This is a genomic window from Sabulicella rubraurantiaca (assembly GCF_017355885.1).
GTDB lineage: Bacteria > Pseudomonadota > Alphaproteobacteria > Acetobacterales > Acetobacteraceae > Roseococcus > Roseococcus rubraurantiacus.
Genome location: NZ_JAFEUU010000006.1, coordinates 249960 through 276818 on the forward strand (window position 1 = coordinate 249960; position 26859 = coordinate 276818).

Annotated in this window: 33 protein-coding genes; 11 read left to right on the forward strand and 22 right to left on the reverse strand. The window is 70.7% G+C overall.

The features are described from left to right. Positions 1 to 5 precede the first annotated feature (5 nt). A complete protein-coding gene (locus JTJ31_RS13220) occupies positions 6 to 476 on the reverse strand; it encodes a cell wall hydrolase (RefSeq protein WP_207539126.1) in 471 nt (156 codons plus the stop codon). Then, complete coding sequence (locus JTJ31_RS13225) at positions 473 to 781, reverse strand: hypothetical protein (protein ID WP_207539127.1); 309 nt, start codon at positions 779 to 781, stop codon at positions 473 to 475. The genes JTJ31_RS13220 and JTJ31_RS13225 overlap by 4 nt, the downstream gene beginning before the upstream one ends. A 63-nt stretch (positions 782 to 844) precedes the next feature. Here JTJ31_RS13225 and JTJ31_RS13230 point away from each other — a divergent pair, with 63 nt between their 5' ends. Beyond that, positions 845 to 1060, forward strand: coding sequence for a hypothetical protein (locus JTJ31_RS13230; protein WP_207539128.1), 216 nt, complete (start codon positions 845 to 847; stop codon positions 1058 to 1060). Position 1061: 1 nt separating this feature from the next. On the opposite strand, the gene JTJ31_RS25500 is transcribed toward JTJ31_RS13230, so the two are convergent. The 7 genes from JTJ31_RS25500 to JTJ31_RS13270 all read right to left on the reverse strand — a co-directional run bounded on the left by JTJ31_RS25500 (position 1062) and on the right by JTJ31_RS13270 (position 6965). Further along, positions 1062 to 2519: a hypothetical protein gene (locus JTJ31_RS25500; RefSeq protein WP_457852410.1), complete on the reverse strand. Its 1458-nt coding sequence runs from the start codon at positions 2517 to 2519 to the stop codon at positions 1062 to 1064. Positions 2520 to 2591: 72 nt separating this feature from the next. After that, positions 2592 to 3425, reverse strand: a complete 834-nt coding sequence (locus JTJ31_RS13245; protein WP_207539130.1) for a phage capsid protein — start codon at positions 3423 to 3425, stop codon at positions 2592 to 2594. A gap of 127 nt (positions 3426 to 3552) precedes the next feature. After that, positions 3553 to 4278: a capsid assembly protein gene (locus JTJ31_RS13250; protein WP_207539131.1), complete on the reverse strand. Its 726-nt coding sequence runs from the start codon at positions 4276 to 4278 to the stop codon at positions 3553 to 3555. Between the two features lie 4 nt (positions 4279 to 4282). Beyond that, the gene (locus tag JTJ31_RS13255; protein WP_408015415.1) at positions 4283 to 5692 is read right to left on the reverse strand and encodes a portal protein; all 1410 of its coding nucleotides are present in this window, start codon (positions 5690 to 5692) and stop codon (positions 4283 to 4285) included. A 2-nt stretch (positions 5693 to 5694) separates the two neighbouring features. Further along, a complete protein-coding gene (locus tag JTJ31_RS13260; protein ID WP_207539133.1) occupies positions 5695 to 5919 on the reverse strand; it encodes a hypothetical protein in 225 nt (74 codons plus the stop codon). Between the two features lie 159 nt (positions 5920 to 6078). Next, the gene (locus tag JTJ31_RS13265; protein ID WP_207539134.1) at positions 6079 to 6525 is read right to left on the reverse strand and encodes a hypothetical protein; all 447 of its coding nucleotides are present in this window, start codon (positions 6523 to 6525) and stop codon (positions 6079 to 6081) included. Further along, entirely contained in the window at positions 6522 to 6965 is a 444-nt protein-coding gene (locus JTJ31_RS13270) for a hypothetical protein (RefSeq protein ID WP_236020145.1), read from the reverse strand. Before JTJ31_RS13270 ends, JTJ31_RS13265 begins: the two co-directional genes overlap by 4 nt. Before the next feature lie 149 nt (positions 6966 to 7114). On the opposite strand from JTJ31_RS13270, the gene JTJ31_RS13275 reads away from it, so the two are divergent. From JTJ31_RS13275 to JTJ31_RS13285, 3 genes are read left to right on the forward strand one after another with little or no spacing between them, the layout of a single operon-like run. Next, positions 7115 to 7771 (forward strand): S24 family peptidase, encoded by a 657-nt coding sequence (locus tag JTJ31_RS13275; protein WP_207539135.1) that lies wholly within the window; start codon positions 7115 to 7117, stop codon positions 7769 to 7771. A gap of 24 nt (positions 7772 to 7795) precedes the next feature. Next, positions 7796 to 8677, forward strand: a complete 882-nt coding sequence (locus JTJ31_RS13280; protein ID WP_207539136.1) for a DMT family transporter — start codon at positions 7796 to 7798, stop codon at positions 8675 to 8677. A 56-nt stretch (positions 8678 to 8733) separates the two neighbouring features. Next, complete coding sequence (locus JTJ31_RS13285) at positions 8734 to 9420, forward strand: class I SAM-dependent methyltransferase (protein ID WP_328805740.1); 687 nt, start codon at positions 8734 to 8736, stop codon at positions 9418 to 9420. Here the strand turns inward: JTJ31_RS13285 and JTJ31_RS13290 are convergent. Genes JTJ31_RS13290 through JTJ31_RS13305 form a run of 4 tightly spaced genes read right to left on the reverse strand, consistent with a single transcriptional unit; the run spans position 9389 to position 12790 of the window. Then, entirely contained in the window at positions 9389 to 10288 is a 900-nt protein-coding gene (locus tag JTJ31_RS13290) for a metal ABC transporter permease (RefSeq protein ID WP_207539137.1), read from the reverse strand. The two genes, JTJ31_RS13285 and JTJ31_RS13290, sit on opposite strands and share 32 nt — an antisense overlap. Continuing rightward, the gene (locus JTJ31_RS13295; RefSeq protein WP_207539138.1) at positions 10285 to 11118 is read right to left on the reverse strand and encodes a metal ABC transporter permease; all 834 of its coding nucleotides are present in this window, start codon (positions 11116 to 11118) and stop codon (positions 10285 to 10287) included. The genes JTJ31_RS13290 and JTJ31_RS13295 overlap by 4 nt, the downstream gene beginning before the upstream one ends. Next, the gene (locus JTJ31_RS13300; RefSeq protein ID WP_207539139.1) at positions 11115 to 11840 is read right to left on the reverse strand and encodes a metal ABC transporter ATP-binding protein; all 726 of its coding nucleotides are present in this window, start codon (positions 11838 to 11840) and stop codon (positions 11115 to 11117) included. Before JTJ31_RS13300 ends, JTJ31_RS13295 begins: the two co-directional genes overlap by 4 nt. Further along, the gene (locus tag JTJ31_RS13305) at positions 11837 to 12790 is read right to left on the reverse strand and encodes a metal ABC transporter solute-binding protein, Zn/Mn family (protein ID WP_207539140.1); all 954 of its coding nucleotides are present in this window, start codon (positions 12788 to 12790) and stop codon (positions 11837 to 11839) included. Before JTJ31_RS13305 ends, JTJ31_RS13300 begins: the two co-directional genes overlap by 4 nt. Positions 12791 to 12885: 95 nt before the next feature. Here JTJ31_RS13305 and JTJ31_RS13310 point away from each other — a divergent pair, with 95 nt between their 5' ends. The 6 genes from JTJ31_RS13310 to JTJ31_RS13330 all read left to right on the forward strand — a co-directional run bounded on the left by JTJ31_RS13310 (position 12886) and on the right by JTJ31_RS13330 (position 17586). Then, positions 12886 to 13212, forward strand: a complete 327-nt coding sequence (locus JTJ31_RS13310) for an ArsR/SmtB family transcription factor (RefSeq protein ID WP_207539141.1) — start codon at positions 12886 to 12888, stop codon at positions 13210 to 13212. 140 nt (positions 13213 to 13352) lie between these two features. After that, a complete protein-coding gene (gene coxB / locus JTJ31_RS13315) occupies positions 13353 to 14231 on the forward strand; it encodes a cytochrome c oxidase subunit II (RefSeq protein ID WP_328805734.1) in 879 nt (292 codons plus the stop codon). A gap of 34 nt (positions 14232 to 14265) precedes the next feature. Beyond that, the gene (gene ctaD, locus JTJ31_RS13320) at positions 14266 to 15861 is read left to right on the forward strand and encodes a cytochrome c oxidase subunit I (protein WP_207539142.1); all 1596 of its coding nucleotides are present in this window, start codon (positions 14266 to 14268) and stop codon (positions 15859 to 15861) included. Positions 15862 to 15881: 20 nt separating this feature from the next. Further along, positions 15882 to 16838: a heme o synthase gene (locus tag JTJ31_RS13325; RefSeq protein WP_207539143.1), complete on the forward strand. Its 957-nt coding sequence runs from the start codon at positions 15882 to 15884 to the stop codon at positions 16836 to 16838. Further along, a complete protein-coding gene (locus JTJ31_RS25000) occupies positions 16835 to 16963 on the forward strand; it encodes a hypothetical protein (RefSeq protein ID WP_268957057.1) in 129 nt (42 codons plus the stop codon). Before JTJ31_RS13325 ends, JTJ31_RS25000 begins: the two co-directional genes overlap by 4 nt. Before the next feature lie 11 nt (positions 16964 to 16974). Beyond that, positions 16975 to 17586, forward strand: a complete 612-nt coding sequence (locus tag JTJ31_RS13330) for a cytochrome c oxidase assembly protein (RefSeq protein WP_207539144.1) — start codon at positions 16975 to 16977, stop codon at positions 17584 to 17586. Positions 17587 to 17592: 6 nt separating this feature from the next. On the opposite strand, the gene JTJ31_RS13335 is transcribed toward JTJ31_RS13330, so the two are convergent. From JTJ31_RS13335 to JTJ31_RS13360, 6 genes are all read right to left on the reverse strand, one after another. Next, positions 17593 to 19071: a carboxypeptidase M32 gene (locus JTJ31_RS13335; RefSeq protein ID WP_207539145.1), complete on the reverse strand. Its 1479-nt coding sequence runs from the start codon at positions 19069 to 19071 to the stop codon at positions 17593 to 17595. Further along, positions 19068 to 19817 carry an SURF1 family protein gene (locus JTJ31_RS13340; RefSeq protein WP_207539146.1) on the reverse strand — a complete coding sequence of 250 codons (750 nt, stop codon included), beginning with the start codon at positions 19815 to 19817 and terminating at the stop codon, positions 19068 to 19070. The genes JTJ31_RS13335 and JTJ31_RS13340 overlap by 4 nt, the downstream gene beginning before the upstream one ends. Positions 19818 to 19947: 130 nt before the next feature. Next, positions 19948 to 20787 carry a cytochrome c oxidase subunit 3 gene (locus tag JTJ31_RS13345; protein WP_207539147.1) on the reverse strand — a complete coding sequence of 280 codons (840 nt, stop codon included), beginning with the start codon at positions 20785 to 20787 and terminating at the stop codon, positions 19948 to 19950. Positions 20788 to 20877: 90 nt separating this feature from the next. Beyond that, positions 20878 to 22233, reverse strand: a complete 1356-nt coding sequence (locus JTJ31_RS13350) for an ATP-binding protein (RefSeq protein ID WP_328805735.1) — start codon at positions 22231 to 22233, stop codon at positions 20878 to 20880. After that, positions 22230 to 22934 carry a response regulator gene (locus JTJ31_RS13355; RefSeq protein WP_207539148.1) on the reverse strand — a complete coding sequence of 235 codons (705 nt, stop codon included), beginning with the start codon at positions 22932 to 22934 and terminating at the stop codon, positions 22230 to 22232. The genes JTJ31_RS13350 and JTJ31_RS13355 overlap by 4 nt, the downstream gene beginning before the upstream one ends. Positions 22935 to 22937: 3 nt before the next feature. Next, the gene (locus tag JTJ31_RS13360; protein ID WP_207539149.1) at positions 22938 to 23480 is read right to left on the reverse strand and encodes a MarR family winged helix-turn-helix transcriptional regulator; all 543 of its coding nucleotides are present in this window, start codon (positions 23478 to 23480) and stop codon (positions 22938 to 22940) included. Positions 23481 to 23631: 151 nt separating this feature from the next. On the opposite strand from JTJ31_RS13360, the gene JTJ31_RS13365 reads away from it, so the two are divergent. Further along, positions 23632 to 24510 (forward strand): branched-chain amino acid aminotransferase, encoded by an 879-nt coding sequence (locus tag JTJ31_RS13365; protein ID WP_236020147.1) that lies wholly within the window; start codon positions 23632 to 23634, stop codon positions 24508 to 24510. Positions 24511 to 24687: 177 nt separating this feature from the next. On the opposite strand, the gene fabG is transcribed toward JTJ31_RS13365, so the two are convergent. From fabG to fabD, 3 genes are read right to left on the reverse strand one after another with little or no spacing between them, the layout of a single operon-like run. Next, positions 24688 to 25425, reverse strand: coding sequence for a 3-oxoacyl-[acyl-carrier-protein] reductase (fabG, locus tag JTJ31_RS13370; protein WP_207539150.1), 738 nt, complete (start codon positions 25423 to 25425; stop codon positions 24688 to 24690). Beyond that, positions 25425 to 25886 (reverse strand): GNAT family N-acetyltransferase, encoded by a 462-nt coding sequence (locus JTJ31_RS13375; protein WP_207539151.1) that lies wholly within the window; start codon positions 25884 to 25886, stop codon positions 25425 to 25427. The genes fabG and JTJ31_RS13375 overlap by 1 nt, the downstream gene beginning before the upstream one ends. After that, complete coding sequence (gene fabD / locus JTJ31_RS13380) at positions 25883 to 26836, reverse strand: ACP S-malonyltransferase (RefSeq protein WP_207539152.1); 954 nt, start codon at positions 26834 to 26836, stop codon at positions 25883 to 25885. Before fabD ends, JTJ31_RS13375 begins: the two co-directional genes overlap by 4 nt. Positions 26837 to 26859: the final 23 nt, after the last annotated feature.

The following is a 26859-nucleotide window of genomic DNA, read 5'->3' on the forward strand; positions in this document are numbered from 1 at the left end:
CGCTATCACGGCAGGCGATAGAAGATCAGGCCCCCCAGCTCGGTGCAGGGGATGCGCCCCACCGCCCAGGGTGGCAGGCGCAGCGCCTCGTGCCACAGCAGCGCCCCGCGCGACGCATCGGGCCGCGCGCCGGAGAGAGCCCGCCGCGCGACGCGCCGGCACATCGTCAGCGCCGCATCCCCCGCAGGCGGCGCGGCGAAGAGGGCGTGGCGCTTGTGATGCGGATGCCGCGTGGGGAACTGGAAGGGCGCGCGCAGCACGGCGATGAGGGCACGTGGGAGGCTCGCGGGGGCCTCGCCATTGGCGAAGCGCGTCCGCGCCTCCGCATCCTCCAGCACCAGCCGGGCGCGGTTCATGGCCAGGCCGGCCAGAGCCTCGATGCCGCGCACCGGCCAGGACCCGGCCTCGGCATAGAGCACCCGGGCGAGGAGTTCCGCGGCGGCCCCCGCGGCGGGAAGGGACGGGGCGGCGCTCATCGGCGTCCCTCCGGCTCGCGCCGCATCTCCTCCAGCTTCTCCTCGATGCGGAGAAGCTGCTCGGTCATGCGGCGATCCACGTCGCGGATCAGCGAGAGCGGCACGTAGGTGCGCGCCACCTCCAGCTTGAAGGCCGCCAGCTCCTCCCGCGTGCGGGCAAGGCCGTCGGTCTGGCGCGTGTCCTTGGTTTCCAGCCGCGCATCCAGGTCCTTCCGCAGACCATGGATCATGTAGAACAGCGCGGCGACGATCGGCGCCTCCACGGCGTTGATCCACCACATCATGGTGGGCGTCATGGCTTCCATGCGGCCTCCTTGCAGCCTTGGGTGGTTGTCGCCACAAGAGCGGCGACGCGGGGGTGAGAAGCGATGTGGAACGAGCCCTATCTCGAGACGTGCTGCCGCTCGGCCCTGCACCGGCTGACGCTGGTGGGACGGCACGGGCGGCCGCCTGGCCTCGCGGACCAGCCCTGCCTGCGCCGCCTGGAGGCCATGGGCCTCGCGGAGGAGCGGGGGGATGGGCGTTTCGCGATCACGGATGCGGGGCGCGAGCGCCACGCGGCGCTCGTGCTGAAGGCGGAATAGTTCAGGCAACTCCGCGCCAGCGCGGCGCGATGCGGGGCGGCAGGCCGGGCAGGCGCGCCGGCTCGTGCAGCAGGGCGCCAGCGGCGGCGTCCAGCGCATCGTCGCGCGCCCCCTTCGCCTCCGGCCGCCATTCCGCCATCTCCCTCGCGAAGGGAGAGCGGAGGACATTGTCGTTGGCATAGAGGCGACGTGCCGCCAGCAGCGGGTCGAAGGCGGAGAGGATGCGTTGCGCCTTGGCGGCGCGGCTCGGCTCCTCCCGCACCTGGCAGGCCACCCCAGCCCGCGCCAGTTCCCGCCGCAGCATCGCGGGCAGGAAGCGACCGATGCCGTTGGTCTCGACGCGGATAACGGGCAGGTGCAGCGCCCGCGCCGCCTCCGCCACCGCCCGGCATTGCTGCGTCGCCGGATCCTCTGGCGCATCCTCGCGCTGGGTGAGCCACAGGACGCGGTGCAGGTAGTGGTTGCCCTCGCCATCCGCATAGGTGGCGGCGAGACGGAGCCGTCGCCCTTGCCTTCGACGCGGCCGAAGGCAGGGTCCCAGAACCCGCCCCCCGCCACCATGCACCGCCCAAGCAGCCAGAGCTGCGCGCTTCCATTCGCCTCGCGGTATTCCGGCTCCTCGCCGTAGCTGATCAGCAGCGCGGGATCGAGCCGCGCCGCCGCTGCCGCGACGGGGCGCAGCAGCATCTGCCGCGTGAAGTGCAGCGGCCCGACCCGTGCCCGCAGCGCCTCGATGCCGGCCTCCGTGAAGCGCTCCGGCCAGGCGGATTCGCCGTTCCGCCCGAGCACCGGTACCTCCAGCCGGCCATAGCCGCGCAGGAAAGGCTCGCCGGGGCGGTAGAGGCTCTCCTCCGTGTGCGGCGTGCCGATAGCATGGAGCCGGACATGCGTTCAGCCCCGAGCCGCGATGAGCGGGAAGCCGGACAGCGCCTGCACGGTGGCCTGCTGGCTGTCGGCGCGGCGCGCGGCCCGCAGCTCCGCCTCTGCCTGGCTGAAGAGCATCTGCGCGCGAGGTGTTCTCCGTCAGCGGGATGCAGAACTCGGCGGCGAGGCGCGCGACCAGCGCGGCGGCGAAATGCGGCGGGAACACCGCCTCATCGGGCCAGAAGACGTAGGTGAGCGTCACGGCAGGGGAGCCACAGTGCAGCCGGTTCTCCAGCAGCCGGTAGGCCAGGCCGCGGCCACGCGCACCGCCGCCCGCCGACAGGGCGCGCAGGAAGCCGGGCGGCAGCGCGAAGGCATGGGCAAAGTCGGCCACCGGCAGGGCGGCGAGACGCGGCAGCGTCTCCTGCCCCGTGGCGAAGCTCCAGGGATGCGAGGCGAGCAGCGCGTCGCGCGTGCCGGGATAGAGGGTGGAGGCGATCTCCGCCTCGGCGGTACCCTCGTCGAGCGAGGCGACGGCCTGGGCGCCGAGGCGCAACAGCGCGCGCGAGCAGAGTTCGAGGGCGGAGAGCGCCATCGGTGGAGGCTCCATGTTGGAAGGGTGCGGGAAGGGAAACGCCCCCCGGCGTACGGCCGGGGGGCGTGAGGGTCACTCCTTGCAGCGCATGCGGACGACGCCCGCATTGTCCACGAGCACCGCGCCCTGGCTCATCATCGAGTTGACGAAATGCGCCGCGCGATCGCCGTGCCAGGTGATGTCGGTGATCACCTCGCTCGCCGCCGCATGGCCCACGGCGGTGCGGTGGAAGAAGTAGCAGGAGCGGATCGTGCCCGCCGTGGTCAGGCCGGAATGCGCGATCCAGGTGGCGCCGAGCCAGCGCTTGGCTTGGCTGCCTTTCCAGGGCAGCTCGCTCTCGCCAACATACTGGGCGGAGGCGAACTCGGGCAGGGTCAGCAGCTCGCTCCACTGCTTCCAGCCGACCACGGCGAAGCGATTGCCGTCGTCGGGCACGTCCGCCTGGCCCAGCATCTCGAAGGCCAGCAGCACCTTGGCGCGGGTGAGGCCGTCATTGTCGGTCTGGCCGGATTGCGTGCCCACCGCCTCGATGGTTGCGGTGTCGAGGGCGGCGATGATCAGCTCATCCGTCTTGCGGCCCAGCGCATAGGCGCCGGCGCTGGCCAGCACGTCCAGCTCGTTGGCGTTGGTCTTGAGGTCGTCGAAGCGGTCGATCCAGTCGCCCGCGTAGTGGTCCTGGAGGAAGCACTCGACGGCCGAGTACTCGATGTTCATCACCGGCACGACCCCGTTGCGCGCCTTGGCGCCGGCGATGCCGCGGCCCACGCGCTTGAAGATCGTGCTGGCACCCTTCACGCCGGTCTTGGAGCGCACGGCAGGGCGCAGCTTGCTGCCTTGGCGCTGGTAGGCCTCATGCACCTCGGCCTGGTACTGCTTCACGAAAGCCTGATCGATCGTGCCGGACAAAGCTGTTCTCCTGCTGGGGTTCGGAAGGCGCGCGCAGCGGTTGGTCGCGATGCCGCGGGCCGCGCGTGCGCCGGGACCCGCCGCGCCCGCGAAGGGGTTGCGCGGCGGGGAAAGGGCCGGGGGTGGCTCAGCCGCCGACGAGGCGGCGGAAGCCCTCGGAAACGCGGCGGACGAATTCCGGCTCGCGCGAGCGCCAGTAGCGCGGGTCGCGCATCATGCGGCGCAGCTCCGCCTCGTCCGGCTGGGATTCGGCGGCGCTGTCGCGTCCGAGCGCCGGCTCCGAACCGCGCATCATGCGTTCCATCGCCATGACGCCTTCGGCCGTGGTGGACAGCGCCTCCATGACGCCGGGCGGCAGCTTCGCGGCGCCCCAGGCGCGGATCTGCCCCGCCACGCGGCAGAACCGCTCCTCGCCGCCGAAATGGTTCCGCAGCACTTCCAGCTGGCGGTCCGCCTCGAATTGCTGCGCCGCCTCGGCGATCAGGGGCAGCAGCCGCTCCGCCGCCAGGTCGTAGACCAGCTGCACCTGCGAGGAGGTGAAGCCTGCCTCGTGCAGCATCCGGTTCACCTCGCGATCCGGCGAGACCAGCTCGTGCTTCGGCGTGATCTCGTAGGCGTCGGGACTCTCCGGGATGCCAAGCATGGCGCGCCAGCGCAGCCTTTCCTCCTCCGGCGCCTCGGGACCAGGCGGTGCGAGGCGGGAGGGGAGGCGCCGCTCCAGCTCGCGATAGGATTTGAGCAGCGCCTCCACGCGCAGCTGGCCCGCCTCGCTGTCCCAGAACTTCTCCGGGACGTCGTCTGGGCGGGTCTTGCCGGCGGGGGCGGTGGCGGCGTCGAGCAGGCTGTCGGACATGGCGTCACTCCTGGAGAAGGGTGGGGACGAGGATCTCGGCGGGCGCGCCGAGGGTGCGGGCGAGCCAGCGCGCGGCCGCGGGCGCATCCACCTGCGAGGCGGCCGTGACGCCCATGCGCGACACCGCGTCGACGAAGAGCAGCGTGTTCGCTGCGTCGGCGCGGCCCTGCACACGGGCGAGCGGGCTTTCGTAGCGGAGCTGCACGCGCCCCTCGCGCAGCAACTCCGGCGGCACCTCGCCGCGCCGGGCGAGGATGGCGAGGGACCGCGCGATCAGCGGCGTGAGCAGTTCGGATTGCAGCCCTCCATAGGTGGCGCCGAGCAGCCGCGCCGCCTGGGCAGAGCGTTCCAACACCTCCGTCGCCGTCATCTGCGCCTGCTGCGGCAGGCCGAGCCGGTCCGCCAGCAGCGCCTGCCGGATGCGGGCGCGGAGATCGCCCAGCACGAGCTGCGACACGTCGAAGGAGCCAGGCGCGGCGAGCGGCGTCAGCCCCGAGGAGCCCGGCGCCTTGGGGATGATGGCCCCGGGGACGAGCTGCACCGTGGCCGGGTTCAGCACCCCGTCATCCTCCGCCTGCCAGATGCCGGTGACGGCGATGGAGGCGTTCTTCAGCACGAGCTCCACCACGCGGTTCGCGGTGCGGATGTCGGGCAGCGCCTTGGTGACCGGGCCGCGGCCATAGGTCTCGCCGGGCGCCTTCAGCCAGCGGAAGGCGATGAAGGGCGCCTCGGGGAAGCCGCCCTGCGCCAGGAAGCACGGAGCATTGGCGCAGGCGCTGTCGAGGATGGCGGCGTAGCGATACCCGAAGCGGTCGGGCCACACCGCCTCCACCACGCGGTGTCGCGCCGGCTCGTCTTCATCCTCCTCGCGTAGCAAGGGAGCGGGAAGCTCGGCGAAAGGGAAACGACGCGCGATCTCGGCGCAGGTCAGCCGCGTCTCGCGGAACACGGCGTCGAGCCGGCCGGACGGGCCTTCCTCCAGCACCGCGCTCAGCACCGGCACGGCGGTGAAGCGCAGCGCCGAGGCGTCGCCGGGCGGCGCCTCCTCCACCAGCAGGATGCCGGTGCCGGTGATGACGAGGTCCAGGAAGGCCTGGTGCATCTCCTGCGCGAGGTTGGAGCGGTCGAGATGCGCCTGCAGCGTTTCGGCCACGCGCTCCAGCGCGGCGGGCTCCGCCTCGTTCTCGCCGGCGGCCGGGGCGAGGCCGAACCAGCGCGACCAGGGCGGGGTCAGCTCGGCGAGGAGCGAGGCCGCGAGCTGTTCCGCCGCGTCGGCGGCGGTGGCGTCGAAGAGCGCGGCGGCATCCTCGGCACGCGGCAGGACATGGGCGTAGGCGTCGCGCCAACCGGCTTCGAGCGGGCGGCGACGGGCGGCGGCGCGGGATTGGCGGGCCAGCAGGGCTTCGGGCGTCATGCTCATTCGCCCAGCAGCGACTTGCGCGTGACGGAGAGGGGCAGCAGCACCCCGCGCGAGGAGGTGGCGACCGTGCCGGCCATTCCGCCTGCGGCGCGGCTCCGCGCCGCCTTGCGCGCCTCTTCCGCCACCGCGTCAGGCGCTGGGGCGGCGGCGACGGAGACAGCGGAAAGCGGCAGGGATGCCTCGACCACGACGGGCTTCGGGGCGCGAAACAGGCCTCCCATTCGGGCGTGTCTCCTCTCGATTGGGGATGGGGTCCTCGCTCTCTTCCGAACAAAAAGAGAACGCCCGGGACGTGCGAAACGGCCCGGGCGCTCAAAGTTGAAGATTGGGAGAGCAGGAATGGGCCAGCGGACGCAATTTGCCCGTTGACGAGGGAAGTCTTAACGCGGCGTTGCCGCCAGAGTCAAGTTTTCTTTCCTAGACACTCCGAGATTCTGCAACCCGCGATATAGGCCAAGGGGGGTCCATGCACGCGGTGCCGCCGGGCCCAGAATCGCGCGGCAGACCGAGACGCAGGAGAAGGGTGCGAGGAGAAGGCGGCTGCCGCGTCCCGGGGCCGTGGGCGCGAAGGGGCCGAGGACACGCATTCCGGCACGGCGGAAGAAGCGCGGCAGATCGAAATCCGGCGTGACCTCAGGCCGCGCGCAGGCCAGGCGGCCGGTGAGGGGGTCGAGCACCGTCCAGCCCGAGGAATCATGCAGCGCGGCGAAGCAGTGGCGGAAGCCGGGGCGCAGCAGCCTCAGCCAGCGATGATCGGCGCGCCCGGAGAAGACGATCCAGACGCACTGGGAGTCCGGCGCCGCGCCGCGCGCCGTGAGGCCGCTCATCGCGCCTTCGGGAAGGGGATGATCTCGGCGCTGGCTACCGGCGACTCGGCTGTGGCGGCAGGGGCGATCATCACGATGCCCTTGACGCGCAGCGGCCATTCCAGGCGGTTCATGGCCTCGCGCCAAAGCCGGGCATCGCCGCGCTCCGAGGCGTGGCGCGGGTTGGGAGCGGTGCCGCGCTCGCCCCAGATCCGCATGATGCGAGCATGGGCGACCTCGATGCGGCGCTGGCGGTACAGGCGGTCGAGGCACTTCACCACGTCGTCCGGCTCGCAGGGGCGCGGCACCAACCCCTTGCCGGCGGAGACGCGCGCGCCGTCGCGCCGCGCGACCAGCGCGGACATGGTCCAAAACCACGCCTCCTCCGCCGAGGCGAAGGGGACGGTGCGGGCCAGGGTCGCGAGGACCGGGGAATGGCCGCTGCGGGGGGCGAGGGGCATGGGAGAAAGGACCTTTCCAGCTTGGTTCCGGCCGAATCCGACCTTGAGAACATATTAAGAACATAACCTGCGGTTGTGGGGAGGAGCAAGCGGAAAGAAGCAACATTTTCCTATTGCCTGCTGACGATGGGCCTATAAAGGTGCCGCCCGTGAAACATGACGACATCTGGCGCGCGATCGACTCGCTGGCGGCCGAGAATGGTCTCAGCGCGTCGGGGTTGGCGCGGCGCGCCGGGCTGGACCCGACCGCTTTCAACCCGTCGAAGCGTATCGGGCCGGACGGGCGCGCGCGCTGGCCCTCGACCGAAAGCATCTCAAAGATCCTGTCCGCCACCCAGGTCGGGATCGAGGGCTTCGCCGCGCTCGTCTCGGGCCAGCCGGCCCTGCCCTCAACTCAGCGCGGCCCGCGCCCTGGGGTGGGGCGGCGCGTGCCGCTGATCGGCTTCGCCCAGGCGGGCGGCGAGGGATTTTTCGACGATGGCGGCTTCCCGGTCGGCGGCGCCTGGGACGAGATCTCCTTGCCCGAGATCCCCGACCCGCACGCCTATGCGCTGGAGATCTCCGGCGACTCGATGGAGCCGGTGTTCCGCGATGGCGACATGGTGATCGTCTCGCCCTCCTCGCCCATCCGGCGCGGCGACCGCGTCGTGGCCCGCACCCGCCTCGGTGAGGTGATGGCGAAGGAGCTGAAGCGGCAGAGTGCCAAGCGGATCGAGTTGCGCTCCCTCAACCCGGCGCATCCCGACTACTCCTTTGAGATCGAGGACGTGCAGTGGATCCATCGGATCCTCTGGGCCAGCCAGTAGCGGCGGCGCGGGCGCCCGCCTTCCATGATCCTGCGCGGCATCCTGCTCCAGCTGGGGGCGCTGCTGATTTTTGTGGCGATGGACACGTCGCTGAAGTGGCTGACGGCCGGGTTCAACCCGGCGCAGATCATCTGGGGGCGGTTCCTCTTCGCCTTCCTGTCCGTGTCGCTGTTCTTCGCCGCCACGCGCGGCCGCCTGCCCTGGCGTTCCCGCGCGCCGAGGCTGCAGGCGCTTCGCTCGCTGATCCTTCTCGGCTGCTCGCTGCTCTTCACCACGGCGTTGGCGCGCATCCCGCTGGCCGATGCGACGGCGGTGGGCTTTGCCTCTCCGCTGCTCACCGTCGCGCTGGCGGCGCTGGTGCTGCGCGAACGCGTCGGGGCGCGGCGCTGGCTCGGGGTGGCAATCGGATTCGCCGGGGTGCTGGTGGCGCTGCGCCCGCCCTTCCTGACGGGGACCGTGCCGGATTGGGGCTATCTCCTGCCGCTCGGCACCGCCTTCGGCTTTGCGTGGTACCAGATCCTCACGCGGCGACTCGCGGGGCTGGACAATGCCCGGGTGACGATCCTCCACACCAGCCTCGCCGCCACGCTGGGCGCCTCGCTGCTGCAGCCCTTCGTGTTCGTTCCGCCCTCGGCCGCGGAATGGGCGCTGCTGGTGGCGATCGGGGCGATGGGCGCGCTGGGGCACGGGCTTCTGGTGCTGGCCCATGCGCGGGCGCCCGCCTCTATCCTCGCGCCGCTCTCCTACTCGCAGCTGATCTGGGCCACTTTGGCCGGCGTGCTGGTCTTTGGCGACCGGCCCGATGGCTGGACCTTGCTGGGGGCGGTGGTCATCGCCGCGGGCGGGCTGCTCGCCGCCGCACCGTCGCGCCCCGGGGGCGCCGGAGACAAAGCAGCGGGCGGGTGAAGCTTGCACCCCCGGTCGGCAGTTGGTAACGGGTGCCGCCCCGTTCGGAAGGGACCATCAACATTTCCACCTTTGGCCTCTCTGAGAACGAACGCGCCCACCCACGTGCTGCGCTGGACGCGGATTCGGTGCGCGATGCCTATCGCCGCTGGGCGGGGGTCTATGATCTGGTCTTCGGCGGCGTGTCCGGCTTCGGCCGCCGCGCCGCGGTGGATGCGGTGAACCGGCTGGGCCAGACGGCCGGCCGCCGCGTGCTGGAGGTGGGGGTCGGCACCGGCCTCGCCCTGCCGCATTACCGTCGCGACCTGGAAGTGGTGGGCATCGACCTGTCGCGCGAGATGCTCCTGAAGGCGCGCGAGCGCGTGGAGGCGGAGCGCCTCTCGGCGGTGAATGGCCTGCTGGAGATGGACGCGGAGAACATGGCCTTCGGCACCGCCTCCTTCGACATCGCGGTCGCCATGTTCACCGCCTCGGTGGTGCCGGATGCGCGCAAGCTCTTCGCCGAGATGTCGCGCGTGGTGCGGCCGGGCGGGCACCTGCTCTTCGTCAACCATTTCGCCGCCGATGACGGGCTGCGCTGGTGGGTCGAGCGGACGACCGCGCCGCTTGCGCGCGTGCTGGGCTGGCACCCGGATTTCCGGCTGGAGGATCTACTGGACAAGGGCACGACGCGGATCGAGCGGATGCAAAACTGCCCGCCCCTGTCGCTTTTCACCCTCGTCGAGGTGCGAAACGCAGGCTGAGGAAGACGGCCAGCCCCGCAAGGCTGCCGATCACCCCCGCCGCGTTCACCGAGTAAGCTAAGCCGAGCGCCGCCGGTAGCGGCCCGGCCAGCAGGACGCCGAGCGCCCCCAGCACGGCACCCAGCGCGGCCGCCCCCCAGACCTGCACCCGGTAGGTGTCGGTGAGGAAGCGCATCGCCACGGCCGGACAGGCGAGCAGCGCCACCACCAGCACCGTGCCCACCGCCTCGAAGGCAGCCACGGCGGCCGCGGCGATCAGCAGATTCAGCCCCGTCTCCCACCAGGAGACGCGCAGGCCGAGGGCCCTGGCGTAGTCCGCGTCGAAGCAGACGAGGCGCAGCGGATGCCAAAAGGCCGCGACGGCCAGCACCGACACCGCCGCCACGCCGGCAAGCAGCCCCAGCTGCCGCGGCAGCCCCGCCAGCGCCGCGGGGTCGAGCAGGGAGGTCCAGCCCGTCGCCTCCAGCCAGACCAGCGTCTCGATCTGGCCGAATAGCACGCAGTCGAGGTCGACATCGGCCATGCGGGCGCCCGTCACCTCCAGCCCGACGAGGCCGAAGGCGAAGAAGCCGGTGAAGACCAGCCCGGTCGCCGCCCCCGCCTCCAGCCGTGCGAGGCGGCGCACCAGCCCGATCGCGAAGGTGGCGAGCAGCGCCGCCGCGAGCGCGCCGAGCAGCATGGGCAGGGAGGCGCGCAGCCCGGTGAGGGCGAAGCCCGCGACGATGCCGGGCAGGACCGCGTGGGACAGCGCATCGCCCAGAAGGCTTTCCCGCCGCAGCACTAGAAAGGATCCGAGCAGCCCGCATGTCCCGCCCGCCAGCGTGGCGGCGAGAAGGGCAGGGGCGTCGAGCTGGAGGAAGCTGCTCATGACGGGCGACGCAGGAAAAGGGCGAAGGTGAAGAAGACCAGCCCGGCCAGCACCACCGCCGCCCCGGTGGGCAGTTCCGGCAGGCGCTGCGAGGCCAGGGCCCCCGCCACCCCGGCCAGCGCACCCAGCCCGCCCGCCAGCGCCACCATCCCCGGCAGGCGGCGCGTCAGGAGGCGCGCGGCGGCGGCAGGAACGATCAGCAGCGCCACCACCAGGATCAGCCCGACCGCCGGCAGCCCCGCGATGGTCACCAACAGGATCAGCGCCAGCAGCAGCGCGTCGAGCCGCCGCACCGGCAGGCCGAGCGCGGCGGCATGCGCCTCGTCGAAACACAGGGCGCGCAGCGGCTGGAACAGTGCCAGCACCGCGCCCACCGCGCCGAGTGCCAGCGTTCCCGCGACCAGCGCATCCCCTGTGGTCAGCGTTGCCGCCTGGCCGAGGATGAAATGCGGCAGCCCGGCCTGGGCCGCGCCGGGAATCGCCTGGGCCACGGACAGCCCCACCGTGCCGAGCGCATAGAAGGCGGACAGCACCACGGCGATGCCGGCATCGGCGCGGATACGGCCGGAGGCGGTGAGCATCCGCAGCGCCCAGAGCCCCAGCAGCCCCGAAAGGGCGCCGCCCAGGAGCAGCGGCCCGAGCGCCCGGGCCTCGCCGCCCAGCGCGGCCGCCAGCAAGGCGGCGGCGACCACGCCGGGTAGGGCGGCATGGCCGATGGCGTCGGCCAGCAGGGCGCGGCCGCGCAGCAAGGCAAAGGAACCGACCACCCCGGCGGCAAGGCCCAGCGCGGCGCAGCCCAGCAGGACGACGAAGGTGTTGTGCCCGATCACGCCACCATCATCCGTGGCAGGCCGCCAAAGGCGCGGGCCACGCTGTCCTCGGTGAAGGCCTCGCGCACCGGGCCGGCGGCGATGACGCGCCCGGCCAGCAGGAGCACGTCGGTGAAGTGCTCCGACACCAGGGAAAGGTCGTGATGGACCATCAGCACGGTCTTGCCGTCATCCACCAGGCGATGGAGCACTGCGATGATGGCGCGCTCCGTCACCGCATCCACCGCGGCCAGGGGCTCGTCCATCAGAAAGAGGTCGGCCTGCTGCGCCAGGGCGCGGGCCAGGAAGACGCGCTGCTGCTGCCCGCCGGACAGCCTGCCGATCTGCCGCGCGGCGAAATCCGCCATTCCCACCGCGTCCAGTGCCGCCAGGGCAGCGTCGCGGTCGGCGCGCGGCAGCCTGCCCCACCAACGGCGCAGCCGCGGCAGGCGGGCCATCCCCACCACGTCCAGCGCCGTCGCCGGGAAGTCCCAATCCACCGAGGCGCGCTGCGGCAGGAAGGCGACGCGATTCCGGACCTCCGCCAGAGTGCGGCCGAAGAACCGCACCTCGCCCGTTGCGGGGACCAAGCCGAGCGCGGCCCGCAGCAGCGTGGACTTGCCGGCGCCGTTGGGGCCGAGGATGGCGGTGAGGCCGGGCACCGCGTCCCAGGTCACGTCCGAAAGCGCCGGGCGGTCCCCATAGCGGACCGAGACGCCGTGCAGGGAAAGCGGCGGCGTCACAGCTGGCCCCGCAGCCCACGCTCGGGGGCGTCGCCGCCCAGGGCGCGGGCGATGGTGGTGATGTTGTGGTCCAGCATCCCTTCATAAGTGCCGCGATAGGTTCCAGGCCGGCCGAGCGAGTCGGAAAAAAGCGCCCCGCCCAGGGCGACGCGGTGGCCGCGCGCGCCGGCGCCCTCGATCAGGGCGCGCACTGCGCGGTCGGGCACGGAGGTCTCGGGGAAGACGGCGGGCACGCGACGCTCCACCAGCAGCGCCACCAGGGATTCGATGCGGGCGAGCGAGGCCTCCGCCTCGGTGGACAGGCCCTGGATGGAGGCCAGCTCCATGCCGAAGCGCTGGCCGAAATAGCCGAAGGCGTCATGCGCGGTGACCAGGAGTCGGCGTTCGGCCGGCAGCGGTTCGAAGGCACGGCGCGCATAGGCGGCGAACTCCTCGAGCCGCCCGCGCAGCGCAGCGAGGCCGGGCGCGGTGTCGAAGCCCGGCCGCAGCCGCGCAAGTGCGGCGGCGACCGGCGCGGCGCATTCGGCCCAGAGCAGCGGGTCCATCCAGAGATGCGGGTCGGGCGCGTCGGGGTACTCGGGATGGGCGCGGCGGCGCGCGGGGGGAATGATTTCGGCCACCGCGATGACGGGGCGGGTGGCCGCCGCGCGCTCCAGCACATCGCCCATCCGGCCTTCCAGGCGCAGCCCGTTGCACAGGATAAGGTCAGCCCGCAGCAGCCGGGCGAGGTCGGCGCGGGTGGGACGATAGAGATGAGGGTCAACGCCTTCGCCCATCAGCGTCTCGACCGCGAACTCCTCGCCGCCGATGCCGCGCGCCAGCTCGGCCACCATGGCGGTGGTGGCCACGACGAGGGGGCGCGGCGGCCAGCCCTGGGCGCGTGCGAGGGCAGGCAGGCCGAGGATAAGCGCCGGGATGGCGCGCCGGGCGACGCCTGAACAGGTGTTCACGTCTTCATTCGTCCAATGTTTTCAGATACTTGTGGGGAAAAAGGTTGCCTTGCTGCGCCATTGCGTCAAGGGGAATGCGCTGCGAAGCTGTGCGCATGACGCTGCGAATCAACGATGACGAGGTGGTCGAACTGGCGGAGATGTTCCGCCTGATGAGCGACCCGACGCGGCTCAAGATCATCCTGGCCTGCCTGGACTCACCTGCCTCCGTGGGAGCCATGGCGGACCGGCTTTCCATCTCTGCCAGCCTCGTCTCGCACCATCTGCGCCTGCTGCGCGCGGCGCGGCTGCTGCAGGCCGACCGGCGCGGGCGCATGGTGTTCTACGTGGTGGGCGACCCGCATATCCGCTCGATGCTGACTGACATGGCGGACCACGTTGCAGAGGACGTTGCCGAAGCGGAGATCGAGCCCGGCTCCTGACGCGGCTTCACCCTGGCCGGCTTGTTCGCGGGTGCATCACGGACTATGGTCGCGCCGCTGCGCCGGGCCCGTAAAATCGGTCACGCGCGCGCGGGCGACGGCCACTGGGGCCGCCGCGCGGTCTTCCAGGGGTGGATGGCGTGATCGGTCGGATCGGACGTGTTCTGGGGCTGGCGGCACTGGCCGCGATGCTTGCAATGGGTGGGGCCATGGCCTCGGAAACCAGCCTGGGCGCGCCCGTGCCCTGGGCCATGGGGCTGCAGCCCTCGGGCGGGCCGGTCAAGGACGCGATCCACTCCTTCAACACGCTCGTCCTCTGGATCATCATCGCCATCACCATCTTCGTGGCGCTGCTGCTGGTCTATTGCATCTGGCGCTTCAACGCGGCCCGCAACCCGGTGCCGTCGCGCGTGAGCCACAACACGCCGCTGGAGATCGCCTGGACGGTCATCCCGGTTCTGCTGCTGCTGGTGATCGCCATCCCCTCCTTCCGCCTGATCTATTATCAGGACCGGGCGCGCGACGCGGACATCACCATCAACGTGACGGGGCGTCAGTGGTACTGGAACTACGCCTTCCCGGACCACGGCAACTTCAACTTCGACAGCCGACCCATCCCCGAGGAGGAGCTGCAGCCTGGACAGCTTCGCAACCTGCAGGTTGACGAGCCCCTGGTGATCCCGGCCGGCGCCACGGTGCGCGTCATCACCCAGGGCGCGGACGTGATCCATTCCTTCTTTGTGCCTTCGCTCGGCGTGCAGAAGTACACCATCCCCGGCCGCATCATGGAGACCTGGATGCGGGCGGACCAGCCGGGCGTGTATTACGGCCAGTGCAACCAGATCTGCGGCGTGAATCACTGGTTCATGCCCATCATGGTGCGCGCCGTCACGCCGGCCGAGTTCGAGCAGTGGGTCGGCCAGGCGCGCCAGCGCTTCGCCCACACCATGCCGCAGCAGCCGGCGGGGGTTGCATCCGCCTCCGGCGACACCATTCACATCGCCGCGGCGCGCCAGTAACGCGACGGGCCCGAGTTCGAGAGAGGCAGACCCCATGGCGCATGCGGCAGACGCCCACGGCCACGACCATCACGACCACAAGCCCGGCTTCGTGGCGCGCTGGCTGTTCAGCACTAACCACAAGGATATCGGCACCCTCTACATCATCTTCTCGCTCATCGCGGCGATCGTGGGCATCGGCCTGTCGCTGCTGATGCGCATCGAGCTGATGACGCCGGGGATGCAGATCTTCGCCGACGGCCAGATGTGGAACGCCTATGTCTCGGCCCACGGGCTGATCATGGTGTTCTTCGTGATCATGCCCGCGCTGATCGGTGGCTTCGGCAACTGGTTCGTGCCGATCATGATCGGCGCGCCGGACATGGCCTTCCCGCGCCTGAACAACATCTCCTTCTGGCTGCTGGTGCCGGCCTTCGCCCTGCTCGGCGGCTCGCTCTTCGTGGGCGGCGGCCCCGGCGCGGGCTGGACGATCTACCCGCCGCTGTCGGATGCCGAGTACCAGTCCGGCCCGGCGATGGACATGGCGCTCTTCGCCCTGCACCTCGCGGGCGCGTCCTCCATCCTCGGCGCGGCCAACTTCATCACGACCATCTTCAACATGCGCGCCCCAGGCATGACGCTGCACAAGATGCCGCTCTTCGTGTGGTCCATGCTGGTGACGGCCTTCCTGCTGCTGCTGGCCGTGCCCGTGCTGGGCGGCGCCATCACGATGCTGATCACTGACCGCAACTTCGGCACGGCCTTCTTCGACCCGGCCGGCGGCGGCGACCCGGTGCTGTTCCAGCACCTGTTCTGGTTCTTCGGCCACCCCGAAGTCTACATCATGATCCTGCCGGCTTTCGGCATCGTCAGCCATGTGGTCTCCACCTTCAGCCGCAAGCCGGTCTTCGGCTACCTCGGCATGGCCTACGCCATGGTCGCGATCGGCGTGGTGGGCTTCGTGGTCTGGGCGCACCACATGTTCACCTCCGGCATCAGCGTGGACACGCGCGCCTACTTCATGGCCGCGACCATGGTGATCGCCGTGCCGACGGGGGTGAAGATCTTCTCCTGGATCGCCACGATGTGGGGCGGCTCCATGCGCTTCGACACGCCGATGCTCTTCGCCATCGGCTTCATCTTCCTGTTCACGGTGGGCGGCGTGACGGGCGTGGTGCTGGCCAATGCCGGCATCACCCAGATCCTCCACAACACCTACTACGTCGTGGCGCACTTCCACTACGTGCTGAGCCTGGGCGCCGTCTTCGGCATCTATGCCGGCATCTACTACTGGATCGGCAAGATGAGCGGCCGCCAGTATCCCGAGAAGCTCGGCCAGATCCATTTCTGGATGACCTTCGTGGGCGTGAACCTGACCTTCTTCCCCATGCACTTCCTGGGGAACCAGGGCATGCCGCGCCGCTATCCGGACTATCCGGACGCGCTGGCGGGCTGGAACCTCGTGGCCTCGATCGGGTCCTACATCTCGGTCGCGTCCTTCGTGTTCTTCTTCTTCGTCCTGTGGGCGACCTTCCGCCGCGGCACGGTGGCGGTGTCCAACCCCTGGGGCGATGGCGCGACCACCCTCGAGTGGCAGGTTTCTTCCCCGCCGCCCTTCCACACCTTTGATGAGCTGCCACGCATCCGCTGAGGGCAGCACCGGGACACGCGATGAGCGACATCACGGTTCATGGTTCGGGGGGGGCGCAAGCCCCCTTCGACGCTTCCACACTCCACGGCGCCTCCGAGGTGGGTGACTGGATCGCGCTGCTGAAGCCGCGCGTCCTCTCGCTAGTGGTGTACTCCGGGCTGATCGGCCTGCTGATCGCGCCCGGAAGCCTGCACCCGGTCCTGGCTGTCTCGGCCATCCTGTGCATCACCCTCGCGGCCGGCGCCGCCGGGGCGATCAACATGTGGTATGACCGCGACATCGACGCGGTGATGAAGCGCACCCGCGCCCGCCCCATCCCTGCCGGTCGCATCGAGGCGGGCGCCGCGCTGGGTTATGGCGTGGTGCTGGCCGTGGGCTCCGTGGGGCTGATGGGACTGGCGACCAACTGGCTCGCCGCCGCCGTGCTGGCCGGGTCCATCCTGTTCTACGTCGTCATCTACACCATGTGGCTGAAGCGCCGGACGCCGCAGAACATCGTCATCGGCGGCGCGGCCGGCGCCTTCCCGCCGCTGATCGGCTGGGTCGCGGTGACGGGCTCGGTGGATGTGCTGCCGCTGGTGCTCTTCGCGATCGTCTTCATGTGGACGCCGCCGCATTTCTGGGCGCTCTCGCTCTGGGCGCATGAGGACTACAAGCGCGCGGGCGTTCCCATGCTGCCCGTCGTGTCCGGCGCGCGGGAAACCCGACGCCAAGTCGTGCTCTATACGGTGCTGCTGGTGCCGCTGACCCTGGTGCCCTGGATCATCGGCTTCTCCGGCCCCGCCTATGGCGTCGTCGCCGTGTTGCTCGGCGCGAATTTCCTGCGCCACGCCTGGGCGGTCTGGACCGACGAGCAGGACGCGGCGGGCGTCTCCCTCACCGGCGACCGTCCGGCCAAGGCCTGCTTCCGCTTCAGCATCACCTACCTCTTCGCGCTGCTCGGCGCGCTGGCACTGGACCGGCTACTCCTCGCATGACGCCGGAGGAGCAGCGGGAGTTCGACCGCCGTCGCCGGGCGCGGAACTGGGCCATCCTCGCCGCGTTGGCAGGGCTGGTGGTGCTATTTTACCTGATCGCCGTCGCGCGGCTGCTGCGCGACTGAGGAGATGCGGCATGCCGCAGCGTCTTGATCGCCAGGCCCTCGCCAAGCGGAACCGCCGCATGCTCGGCGGCGCCTTCGGCGTCGTCTTCGGTATGGTCGGGCTCGCCTATGCCTCGGTGCCGCTCTACGACCTGTTCTGCAAGGTCACGGGCTATGGCGGCACCCCGATGCTTGGCCAGGCAGCGCCCGGCGCCGCCAGCGAGGCCGAGGTGACCGTGCGCTTCAACGCCGCCACCCAGCCCGGCCTGCCCTGGCGCTTCGCCGCGCAGCAGCCCGCCATCCGGGTCCGACTGGGAGAGGAGGCACTCGCTTTCTACACCGCGCGCAACACCGCCGAAGCCCCGGCCACGGGCATCAGCACCTACAACGTGACGCCCGAGGTGGTGGGCCGCTACTTCCACAAGGTCGCCTGCTTCTGCTTCGAGGAGCAGACCCTGACCCCCGGCCAGTCGGTGGACATGCCCATCGCCTTCTGGGTGGACCCCCGCATCGCGGAGGATCCGGTGACGCGCGACATCCGCACCATCACCGTGTCCTACACCTTCTTCCGCTCGCTGAACGACGCGGAGCGGAGCGGCGCCCTGGCCAACGCGGGCGCGCATGTGGGGCGCGCGACGCGGTAGCTTGCCCTACTCCGCCAAGTAGCGGGCAGAGAGATGCGCGGTGAAGTCCGACGTGTCCAGCGGCTTGCCCGTCGCGGCGCGCAGGAGGTCCTGGAAGCCGAGCAGCGAGGCGCGTCCATGGACCTCGCGCCGCAGCCAGCTCAGCAGCGGCGAAAGGTCGCCCCGCTCCATCGCGGCGTCGAGTTCCGGCTCGGCCTGCCGCGCCGCCTTCATGAGCTGCGCCGCCGCCATCGCACCCAGCGTGTAGGAGGGGAAATAGCCGAAGGCGCCGTCATGCCAGTGGATGTCCTGCAGGCAGCCGCGTGCGTCGTCCGGCGGTGTGATGCCCAGGAGACCGCGCAGCCCTTCGGACCATGCGCCGGGAAGGTCGGCCGCCTCCAGCCGCCCCTCGATCATCGCGCGCTCGAGGCGGAAGCGCAGGATGACGTGGGCGGGGTAGGTCATCTCGTCCGCATCCACGCGGATGAAGCCGCGCTCGACCCGCCGCCAGTTCCGCGCAAGGTTGCCCGCCTCCAGCGAGGGGTCGTCGCCGAAGGCTGCGCGCATCTCGCCGGACAGGAAGCGCAGGAAGGGATCGGAGCGGCAGGCTTGCATTTCCACGATCAGCGACTGCGACTCATGCGCCGCCATGCCCGCCGCCTCGCCTACGGGCTGGCGCGCGAAGCTGGCGGGCAGGCCGCGCTCATACAGGGCATGGCCCGTCTCATGCAGGACGCCGAGGATCGCCTTGGCCGGATCCACCTCGCTGTAGAAGGTGGTGATGCGGACATCGGTGGGGGTGCCGCCGCAGAACGGGTGCAGGCTTTCGTCGAGGCGGGAATGGGCTTCCTCCAGCCCCAGACGGAGGGACAAGCTGCGGCAAAGCTCGCGCTGCGCCGCTGTCGGGAAGGGGCCCCGCAGCGGCAGGGGATCGCCATGCCGCGCCTGGATGGCTTCCGCGCGCGGAAGAGCCTCGACCAGCCAAGCCGCATAGGCCTCGAAGACCGGCTCGACCTCCGCTGCGGTCACGCCGCGCTGGAAGGAATCCATCAGCGCGTCATAGGGCGACAAGCCGGTGCGGACCGCCAGTGCCTGCGCCGTCTCGCGCTGGAGGCGCAGCACCTCTTCCAGGAAGGGGCGGACGGCGGAGAAGTCGCTGCGCGCCTTGGCCTCGCGCCACACCTTCTCGCAGGCGGAATTGGCGCGGGCCGTCGCCTCCACCAGCTCGACCGGCAGGGCGGTGGCGCGAAGATGGGTCCGGCGCATCAGCGCAAGGTTGGCCTCGTGCCACTCGCCCTCTGCCGTGGCCTCGGCAAGGTCGTCCTCCACGCGCCGGTCGGTCAGCATCTCGTGCGACAGCCCGGCCAGGGTGGCGAGCTGCTCGCCCCGCGCCGCGCCGCCGCCGAGCGGCATCACCGCACTGGCATCCCAATGGAGCATGGAAGCGGCCTCGCCCAGCGCGGCGATGCGGGAGAAACGGGAGAGAAGGCGGTCATAGGCAGTCATGCGGGTTCCCGGAGGCGGCGATGGGCCCAGAGGCCGAAGATGACGACCCAGCCGATGGCGAGGCCGAACCAGGTGATGGCGTAGCCCAGATGCGGATTGCTCGGGCTGGGGAAGCCGGTGGCGGGGTCGGGCAGGGTGGCCCGGGCCGGGGCCGGCGCCGCGCCGAAGCCTGATGGCGCTGTCGCCGGGCCCGGCTCCACCACCACGAGCGCATAAGCCGGCGCATCGGGGGCGCCGAGCGCCCCGGCGATGGCAACGGGGCCGAAATGGAGAAAGCGTCGCTCACCCGGGTCGTCGCGCGGCGTGAACAAGCCGCGCCGCTCGCCGAAGCGGGCATAGCCGCTGACCGTCACGACACCCTCGGGCCGCTCAACCCGCCCGCCCTCGAAGGGCGCCCAGCCACGATTGACCAGCAGCGGCGGTGCGCCCTGGCGGTCGAGAATGGCGAGGAGTGAGCCGCCCAACAGGGAGCCACGCACCTCCAGCCCCAGGAAGGCCTCGGCGCCGGGGCGGAAGCGCCCGGTGGCCCTGATGTGGGCGAAGGGCTCGGGCCGGGCGGGCGCCTCGATGGGCGGGCGAGACTGGCGCTCCGCCAGCTCCTCCAACAGTGCCGTTTTCCAGCCCAGGCGCTGCATCTGCCACGTGCCGAGACCCAGCAGCAGGGCCAGCACCGGAATGGCGAAGAAGGAAGGGAGGATCAGCGCCCGCCACGGGCGGCCCCCGCGCGCGGGACCGTGTTGGCTCATCGGCCTGACCTTATCGAAAACGGGCCGCTTGGCGGCCGGCGCGCGGCCTGGAAGCTTTCCAAGCCGCGCGACATGTCTGAGGCGCGAAAGCCAAGGCGGCGGAGCCGCCGCCCGGCGCCTGCGGGCAAGATCAGTGGTGAGCGATCTCGCCCACGCCCCACCAGTAGATGGCGACGAAGAGGAAGAGCCACACCACGTCCACGAAGTGCCAGTACCAAGCCGCCGCCTCGAAGCCGAAATGGCGCTCCGCCGAGAAGCCGCCGCGGATGGCGCGAATCAGGCAGACCGTCAGGAAGATGGTGCCGACGATCACGTGGAAGCCGTGGAAGCCGGTGGCAAGGAAGAAGGTCGAGGGATAGACGCCGCCGCCGCTGAAGGCGAAGGGCGCAGACGCGTATTCCCAGGCCTGGAGCAGGGTGAAGGTGACGCCCAGCACGACGGTGAGCGCCAGACCCGTAACCAGCCCCTTGCGGTCATTGTGCAGCAGCGCGTGGTGCGCCCAGGTGACCGTGCAGCCCGAGAGCAGCAGGATCATCGTGTTGAGGAAGGGCAGGTGGAACGGGTCGAAGGTGTGGATGCCCTGGGGCGGCCAGATCGCCGTCGCCGCACCCGAGACGTGCTCCGGATACAGGGCGAAGTGGAAATAGGCCCAGAAGAACGCCACGAAGAACATCACCTCGGAGGCGATGAATAGGATCATGCCGTAGCGCAGGCCGATGCGGACCACCGGGGTGTGCAGCCCGGGGGTGCGGCTTTCCCGCAGCACGTCGCGCCACCAGGCGGCCATGCAGCTCAGCACCGCCAGCGCGCCGAGGATGACGAGCCACAGCCCGCCGCCATGCGCCCAGACGATCAGGCCGGAAACCAGCGCGCCGCCCGCGAAGGCGGAGAGCAGCGGCCAGGGCGAGGGGTCCACCAGATGGTAGGGGTGCTTGTAGGGAGTGGGTCCCTCAGAGGCGGTGTTGGCCATCACGCGTCCTGGTCGTTGTGAATCAGGCGCGACGAAAGGCGCCCGGAGATGGGCGCACAATCGCCGCGAACGGGCGGAAGATCAAGGTGCTCAGACCGGCAGGCGGATGCGGGCCCGCAGGCCGCGCATCGGGCTTTCCTCCAGCAGGATCTCGCCGCCATGCGCCCGGACGATGTCGCGCGCGATGGCGAGGCCAAGCCCGGTTCCGGTGGCGGAGCCCGAGGCGAAGGGGCGGAAGGCCTCGTTGCGCTGGGCGGCAGGGATGCCGGGGCCGTCATCGTCCACCGTGATCTCGGCCCAGGCGCGCCCGGCCTCCCGCGCCTCGGACACGGCGACGGCGATCCGTTCGGCGTGACGGCGCGCATTGTCGAGGAGATTGCCCAGGGCACGCTTCAGCGCGTCGCCCCGCAGGCGCAGCGACAGGTGCTCCGGCGCCTGGACCTCCACCTGGGCGCCGGCGCGACGGGCCTTCTCCGCCACCTCGGCCACCAATGTGGACAGGTTGGTGTCGCGCGCCTGCTCCGTTCCCTCGCCGCGGGCGAAGGCGAGGTAGGTTTCCACCAGCCTCTCCATCTCCTCCACGTCCTCGGATAGAGCCGCGAGGTCCTCCTCAGTCTGCGGATCGGGGGGCAGCATGGCCAGGGTCAGCCGCATGCGGGTCAGGGGCGTGCGGAGGTCGTGCGAGATGCCGGCCAGCATCTCCGTTCGCTGGGACACGAAGCGCAGGATGCGTTCCTGCATGTGGTTGAAGGCCAGCGCCGCTTGCCGCACCTCGCGCGCGCCCTCCGGCTTGATCGGTCCGCTTTCCCGCCCCAGGCCGAAATCCTCGGCGGCGGTGGCGAGACGGCGGATGGCGCGCACCTGGTTCTTCAGGAACAGCACCGCCACCGCCCCGGCGAGCAGGGCGGAGCCGACGAGCCAGATCACGAAGACGTAGAGGGTGGTGGAAAGGAGGCGCTTGCGCGGCGCTTCCACCGACAGCAGCCCCGTGGGCAGGCCGACGCGGATGACGATGCTCTGCGGGTCGCTGTGCCAATCGGCGTCGAAGGGATGGGGCATCTGCTCGCGCAGCGCCTGGTCCAGGTCGCGCTCCAGGGGCAGGAAGGACATCCAGGGGGCGCGCTGGGCCGGGCCAGCGAATTCGCGCCCCGGCTCCCAGGACAGGGCAAGGCCGAGGCGGAAATTCCCCTCGCGCAGGATCAGCGGGTGCGACTCATCCGGCATCTGGGTCAGCAGCTCCGCCACATAGGACACGTCGCCCGCCAGGGCGCCGGCGAGGCGGCGGGAGATGACGTCGAGATGCCCGCCGTAGAAGAGCTGCAACGCCACGCCTTGCAGGATCACCATGGGCAGCAGCAGGATCAGCAGGGTGCGCGCAAAGAGGCCGCGCGGCAGCAGGGCGCCGAGCGGGCGCAGCACGCGCTTGTCCGGGCGGAGCGGCGTCACGGTCCCGGGCGCAGCACGTAGCCGCGGTGGCGGATGGTGTGGAGGAAGCGCGGCTCGCGCGGGTCGGCCTCGATCTTGCGGCGCAGCCGCGTCACCTGCACGTCCACCGAGCGTTCGCCCGCATCCGGCGTGCCGATAGCGGCGGCAATCTCCTCGCGCGACAGCACCTCCCCGGCACGGGCGGCGAGGGCGGCGAGCAGGGCAGCCTCGCCGCCGGTCAGGCGCGACGTCCCCTCCGGCCCGCGCAGCTCGGAGCGGTCTGGGTCGAACCAGCGCTCGCCGAGCTGGATCGGGCCGGACGGGGCGGGGGGCGGCGGGGCGTGGGGGGCCGAGCGGCGCAGGATGGTGCGGATGCGCAGCGCCAGCTCGCGCGGATCAAAGGGTTTCGCGAGGTAGTCGTCGGCGCCGTGCTCGAACCCCGCGACGCGGTCATCCGGGTCGCCGCGGGCGGTGAGCATGAGGATGGGTGTCTCCATCCCCTGGCGGCGCAGCGCCTCCGCCAATTCCAGGCCGGACTCGCCGGGCATCATCACGTCGAGGACCAGGAGGTCGAAGGCCATGGCAGCCAGCGCCGCGCGCGCTTCCGCCGCGTCGGCCGCGACGGCGACGTTGTGCCCCTGCTCGGCCAGGAAGCGCTGGAGCAAGGAGCGCAGCCGTGCGTCGTCATCGACTACGAGGAGGTCGGCACCGGAATCGGGCATGGCTCAGGCGCTCCGGAGGAAGGCGGGGCGGGCGCGGCCCGATTGCCGCTCCAGCCCCTCGAACTGGGCCCGGGCCTCGGGGCCCATCAGGCCGCGCATCACCTGACGGAAGCCTTCCACCGCCTGCGGCCCGGCCTCGCGATAGGCGCGCAGCACCCATTCGCGCTGTGCCTCGAATAATTGCCGTTCCAGCGCCTCGCCGGTGGCAGTGAGGTGGAGCAGGCGCTGGCGCTTATCCGTCAGCCCAGGGGACTGCCGCACATAGCCCTGCTCGATCAGGGGCTGGAGCACGCGGCCCAGCGACTGCTTGGTGATGGCGAGGATGGCGAGCAAATCGCCCACCTTGATGCCAGGGGCGCGGCCGACGAAGTGGATCACGCGGTGATGCGCCCGGCCCATGCCCAGCCCGTCCAGGATCCGGTCCGCCCCGGCGGTGAAGTCGCGATAGCCGAAATACAGCAGGTCCTGGGCGAGGCGCAGCTCCTCCTCGCGTAGGAAAAGGAGGTTCCGGCCGGCGGGCGGCGGGCTGGCGGGGCGTTCCGGCATGGCTGGCATGCGTCCTTTTTCGGTCAGCAAGATTGACACATTTTTTGCGGACCTTCTAGAAGCGAAGCATAGAACGAACGATTGATGCGCGAAAGGCCCGGTTGGCGTTCTATTCGGGTCGGCACAGGGCCGGTCCGGGCAAGGAGGATGGATGGTGGCCCTGGTTCCCTATGACGACCGTGATGGGTTCATTTGGTGGAATGGCGAGATGCGCCCGTGGCGCGACGCCAATCTGCATGTCCTGAGCCATGGTCTGCACTATGCCTCGGCCGTGTTCGAGGGCGAGCGCTGCTACGATGGCCGCATCTTCAAGCTGCGCGAGCACACGGACCGGCTGCTCAACTCGGCCCGCATCCTGGGCTTCGAACTGCCCTATTCGGCCGACGAGATCGACGCCGCCTGCGACGCGACGCTCAAGGCCAACAACCTGACCAATGCCTATGTGCGCCCCATCGCCTGGCGCGGCTCGGGCGAGATGGGGGTGGCGGCGCAGCAGGCGGGGGTGAACGTCGCCATCGCCGTGTGGGAATGGGGCGCGTATTTCGGCGTCGAGCAGCGCATGAAGGGGATCAACCTGGCCTGGGCGAAGTGGCGCCGGCCGGACCCCGCCACCGCCCCCACCGCCAGCAAGGCGGCCGGCCTCTACATGATCGGCACGCTGAGCAAGCACGCCGCGATGGATGAAGGCGCGGACGACGCGATGATGCTGGACTACAAGGGCGACGTGGCCGAGGCGACGGGCGCCAACGCCTTCTTCGTCTTCGACGGCGAGCTGCACACTCCGACCCCCACCTGCTTCCTGGACGGCATCACCCGCCGCACGGTGATGGGGCTGGCGAAGAAGCGCCAGATGAAGGTGGTGGAGCGGGTGATCAAGCCCGAGGAACTGCCCCGTGCCACCGAGGCCTTCGTGGCCGGCACGGCGGCGGAGGTGACGCCGATCCGCCGCATCGGCGAGCAGGACTTCACCCCCGGCCAGATCACCGAAACGCTGATGCGCGACTACGAGGCCGCCACCCGCGCCAAGTAAGCGCAAAGGAGGCGCGCCCCGCCGAATCAGGGATGCGCTCCCAACCCGAAAGCCCCGATCGGCCTCGCGGCTTTGCCGCGGCAACGGGGAAGAACTTGAAGAACTGGTGCCCCTTCAACGGGGCCCCGCCGAGGTTTTCCGCTGCAGCAAAGCGAAGGCGGAAAACTTCGGCGGGGATCACACCATGAGCATTCCGCCATTGACGTGCAGCGTGGTGCCGGTGACCCAGGCCGCCTCGTCGCTCGCCAGATAGGCGACGGCCGCGGCGACATCCTTCGGCTCGCCCATCTTGCCGAGGGGGATGCGGCCCAGCAGCCCCGCCTTCTGCTGCTCGTTCAGCTTGTCGGTCATCGGCGTGGCGATGAAGCCCGGCGCGACCACGTTCACCGTCACGCCACGCGGGGCGACTTCCTGCGCCAGCGCCTTGCTCATGCCGATCAGTCCGGCCTTGGCGGCAGCATAGTTCGCCTGCCCTGCATTGCCGGTGACACCGACGATGGAGGCGATGGAGACGATGCGCCCGGAGCGGCGCTTCATCATGCCGCGCAGCGCGGCGCGGGCGAGGCGGAAGGGGGCGTTCAGATCCACCTCCAGCACGGCGTTCCAGTCCTCGTCGCCCATCCGGAGCGCCAGCATGTCGCGGGTGAAGCCCGCATTGTTTACCAGGATGTCCAGCTTGCCGTGCGCGGTCTCCACCGCCTCCACCAGCGCAGCGGGGGCGGCGGGGTCGTTGAGGTCGGCCACCTGGATGGAGGCGCGCTCGCCCAGGCCGTCCGCGACAGCCTTGAGTTCAGCCTCGCGCCGGCCCGTCAGCACCACCGTGGCGCCGCGCCCGTGCAGCGCCTCGGCGATGCTGACGCCAATGCCAGAGGAGGCGCCGGTGACGAGGGCGATCTTGCCGGAAAGGTCGAACATCATGCGTCTCCTGAGTGCTGCTTGGCCTCGCTGGATCGAGCATCAGCGGCGAAGCGTTTGGCGTACCAGTGGATGGCATGGCCGGGCGGGTGGTCCCGCAGCGAGCCCATGCGCGCGAAGCCCAGCCGCTCATAGAAGCCCGGCGCCTGGAAGGAAAACGTGTCGAGATGGATGCCGAGCAGGCCGCGACGCCGCGCTTCCGCCTCCGCGGCCTCGATGATGCGCGTACCGATGCCCTGGCGACGCATCGCCTCGGGGATGTGCAGGAGTTCGATATAGAGCCAGCCGTGGCGCGAATAGCCGATCGCGCCGCCCAGCGTGCGCCCTGCCTCGTCCTTCACCAGCGCGGCGAAGGGCATCGTCTCGGCCTTCACGCCGGTCGCCGCATCGTTGAAGGCGACGATGCCGTCGAGCACCGCCTGGCGCTCCTCCGGCGTCGGGCTGTCGGAAAGCTGGATCACAGCGACTTCAGGAAAGCCTCGACCTCGGCCGGCGTGCCCACCGTCATGGCGGCCGCCTCCGGGGCGTTGCGCTTCATCAGCCCGGTCAGCACCTTGCCGGCACCGATCTCGACGAAGCGGGTGCAGCCGGCGGCGGCCATGGCGGCGACGCATTCGCGCCAGCGCACCGTGCCCGTCACCTGCTTCACGAGCAGGTCGCGGATGGTGGCCACATCGCTGACCGGCGCGGCGGTGACATTGGCGACCACCGGCACGGCGGGCACCTGCATCGTGGCCTTGGCCAGCGCCTCCTCCATCGCGCGCGCCGCGGGTTCCATCAGGGAACAGTGGAAGGGCGCGGAAACGGGCAGCAGCATGGCGCGCTTGATGCCGGCTTCCTTGGCCTTCTCGATGGCGCGCTCGACTGCCGCGCGGCCACCGGAGACGACGACCTGCCCGCCGCCATTGTCATTGGCGACCTCGACAACCTCGCGGCCTTCGGGTCCTTCGGCGGCGTCGGCGCAGACGGCGCGGGCCTGTTCGGCTTCCGCGCCCAGCAGGGCTGCCATCGCACCCTCGCCGGCCGGGACGGCCTTCTGCATGGAATCACCGCGCAGCCGCAGCAGGCGCGCGGCGGTGGCGAGGTCGAAGGTGCCGGCGGCGGTCAGCGCGCTGTACTCGCCAAGGGAGTGACCGGCGACGAGCGAAACCTGCCGCGACAGGTCGAAGCCGCCTTCCTTCGCCAGCACCCGCGCCACAGCAACGGAAACCGCCATCAGCGCCGGCTGCGCATTGGCGGTGAGCGTCAGCTCCTCGGCCGGGCCTTCGAACATCAGCCGCGACAGCTTCTGCTTCAGCGCGTCGTCCACCTCCTCGAAGGTTTCGCGCGCGACCGGGAAGGCCTCGGCGAGGTCGCGGCCCATGCCGGGCGCCTGGGAGCCTTGGCCGGGGAAGACGAAAGCGAGCGACATGGCGGTTCCGTGAATGTCTTGTG